Genomic DNA, 2,755 nt, shown 5'->3' with positions numbered 1-2,755 from the left:
AAATCCCAAATGGGCATTGCAAATCGAAAGGCTGGCATGAAGAGCCCCGGGCACATCAACGAAGATTCCCAAAGCGCGCACGAGCTGGCGGATGCAAGCAGCAAGGGCACCGCAGATACACGACGACAGACCAGTCCTTTTGCAGTAGAACTTGCACGCCAGCTGGTCGGCACGCTACCCCATGGCATCCCCGGCCTGTTCAATCCGTGGTTCGACTACTGTCCTGATGACGAGCCACACAACGGTCCAGAACGCAAGCTCGCCCGTTTGGCCGCACATCTGGACTGCGCCCCCGAGTTGATTCTGGTTGGAGAGGCCGCTGGATACAGGGGGTGCCGGCACACAGGCATAGCCTTCTCCAGTGAAGCTCAACTATGCGAGACAGGCCTTCCCCGACTCCCCGTAGAGCCACGCCTGACACGGCGACACATCCCCTACAGGGAATCCTCTGCGACGGTCGTGTGGGGGGCGCTTGAAGACCTCCGCTTGAGTGAGACAACCATCTTGTGGAACGCCCTGCAGCTGCATCCTCACAGAGAGGCCGACCGCAACTCCAACCGCACCCCGCGGCAGGCCGAAATGGCATTCGGAGCCCCGGCGATGCATATCCTGGCCCAGGCCTTTCCAACAGTGCCCATTGTGGCCATCGGAGGCAAAGCCGAGAAGTTGCTGAAGGCCATGAAGGTGCCGACGTTCGCCTCAGTGCGCCACCCTGCCAAGGGCGGGACCTCAGAGTTCAGGGCCGGCATGCGGAACTTGGCCAAGAGTTTGCCGAAATTACGCTCGAAGAAGGTAGATCCAGCCCAGCACCAAGAGTCTGCCGTGTCACGTATCCTCTAACCAATGCTTTTTCGAACACTCAATCTTGCAGATGCGAAAGCCTTGCGCAATCTTCGCGCCCTGGTCGATGCTGACGGCACGCTCGGATCAGAATCGGAACGACTCCGCGCACTCACGCCTGAAGGGATCGCGCAGCAGCTTCGGCCGCCGTATGAGACCTTTGGCGCCTTTGCCGAAGAGGAGTTAATCGGGTCCGCTGCTCTCTACCAATTTCCGGCCGAGCCATTTGACGATGAGCCCTGGTCTGCCATTGCGGGCGTCATCGTCCATCCGAGTGCGCGCAAGCAAGGGGTCGGCAGGACGCTGGTCGAGATGTGTCTCAACAGAATTCAAGAATTGGGAGCCCATGGTGTTTCTCTTGTCGTGAATGTTCCAAATCCAGCGGCAGTGGCACTGTACGAGTCGCTTGGCTTCGAGTCCGACGAGGCTGAGAAAGGCGACTGCGAGGTTGAGAAGGCCGAATATTTGCACAACGGGCAGAGATATGTCGAAGTCACAATGCGAATGCGGTTCGCATCCTTGTCCTCCACTGGAGCAGCGTCGTCTTGATGGACGTACACGAAGTCCTTCACTGCGTCGCCAAATGGGCTGCATCCAAGCCATTGGTCAAGCGTGCCTACCTCTTTGGCAGCCGCGCTCGCCAGGACTATCGACCCGACAGTGATCTCGACATAGCCATCGAACTCGATCCCCAAACATTCCAGGGCTCCGACGAAAGCGGCGGCTTGGCCACGTGGATGGCTGAGACTAACGGCTGGGCGCACGAGCTCAGTGCCCTGACCGGATTCCAAGTGCAGCTTGAGCAGTTCATTGATGAGATTCAGACACCCACGATCGCACGCGGGCTTCAGGAATCCAGCCTGATGGCATATGACAAGACCTCATGAGCCCCCCGGTCTCGACACTCACGCATTGATTCGTGCAGTCGCATCCGCTGTAAGGTCTGCTATCGACCGCATCCCGAATGAGAAGCGGCCTGTCACTTTCAAAAATTTCCCTCGCGGTTCGTGTGGTGACACGGCATTGGTCCTGGGTACCTACCTCGCAGTGGACTGCAAAATCTCCGGGTTCCAATACGTGTCTGGGGTACGGGGCAGCGTGCCAGAGGGCACCTGGACAACGCACGCTTGGCTTGAGCGCGATGGCCTTGTGGTTGATATAACGGCCGACCAGTTCAGTGACGAGTGCCGCAGCGTCATCGTGGAGTCGGACTCCATCTTGCACTCAAGCTTTCGGGACATTCGACGGATGAACTCGAACTTCCTCGATTGGATGGGCGACTTGACTGCCGTTTCTCGCGTTTATGCGCTTGTCAAGAATGACATAGGGGAGGCTTGGAAAGCCTGGTGATGCCAGAGGCAACGTGCCAATTAGCAGCAGGCAGCGCTTTCCGGCATTGATGACCATTCGGTCCAGCACCACGAACACCCCGGCAGGTAAGCTCAGTCAACAGCGGCTCTCGGCCAGAAGCGGGCATCCGTAGAAGGAGGTGACAACAATGGCGACCCAGGATCTAAGGTCTTCTTGGGCAATCACGTCTCGACACTTGATTGCCAGTAAAGGTCACCTTCCGTCTCCACTCCCCAATGAGGCATTAGACGTTCTTCATCAGATGGATGAGTTTCTAAATCACAACGAACTCGGGTTAGCGCTGGAAGAAGCAGAATTCCTTGGCAACCTTTGCCATTCCCCTCCAGCTTTTTGGGCGGAACTCCAACGTGCAGCAGAAAACATGGGATTGAGCGAAGCATCATCACGTTTTGCAGCTCGCCAGTAGTCAGCCTCGCCTCCACAAACTATGCAACGACGGCTCAGGGCCCTAACAGGCTGCTGAAATACTCCCCAGCGTCCGAACCTGTTCAGCGGCTGTAGCCGCATTTTTCCGTATCCTGAAAGTCAACCCCTCAAAATCGCC

4 protein-coding genes are annotated in these 2,755 nt (G+C 57.4%); all 4 read left to right on the top strand.

All coding sequences use genetic code 11. The features are described 5' to 3' along the window. Nucleotides 1-840 (top strand): uracil-DNA glycosylase (locus DBR23_RS28695; protein WP_233250807.1); only part of this gene is annotated, 840 nt, incomplete at its 5' end. A 3-nt stretch (nucleotides 841-843) separates the two neighbouring features. Next, nucleotides 844-1,389, top strand: a complete 546-nt coding sequence (locus DBR23_RS28690) for a GNAT family N-acetyltransferase (protein ID WP_108500307.1) — start codon at nucleotides 844-846, stop codon at nucleotides 1,387-1,389. Further along, entirely contained in the window at nucleotides 1,389-1,727 is a 339-nt protein-coding gene (locus tag DBR23_RS28685) for a nucleotidyltransferase family protein (protein ID WP_108500306.1), read from the top strand. Before DBR23_RS28690 ends, DBR23_RS28685 begins: the two co-directional genes overlap by 1 nt. Before the next feature lie 611 nt (nucleotides 1,728-2,338). Further along, nucleotides 2,339-2,617: a hypothetical protein gene (locus tag DBR23_RS29475; RefSeq protein ID WP_146191480.1), complete on the top strand. Its 279-nt coding sequence runs from the start codon at nucleotides 2,339-2,341 to the stop codon at nucleotides 2,615-2,617. Nucleotides 2,618-2,755 lie beyond the last annotated feature (138 nt).

It is taken from the genome of Acidovorax sp. HMWF018, assembly GCF_003061035.1.
Lineage (GTDB): Bacteria > Pseudomonadota > Gammaproteobacteria > Burkholderiales > Burkholderiaceae_C > Acidovorax > Acidovorax delafieldii.
This window is presented reverse-complemented; position numbering and strand designations above follow the sequence as displayed.

Coding starts and splice junctions, on each gene's coding strand:
- DBR23_RS28690 (WP_108500307.1), top strand. CDS start 844: ATGCTTTTTCGAACACTCAATCTTGCAGATGCGAAAGCCTTGCGCAAT.
- DBR23_RS28685 (WP_108500306.1), top strand. CDS start 1,389: ATGGACGTACACGAAGTCCTTCACTGCGTCGCCAAATGGGCTGCATCC.
- DBR23_RS29475 (WP_146191480.1), top strand. CDS start 2,339: ATGGCGACCCAGGATCTAAGGTCTTCTTGGGCAATCACGTCTCGACAC.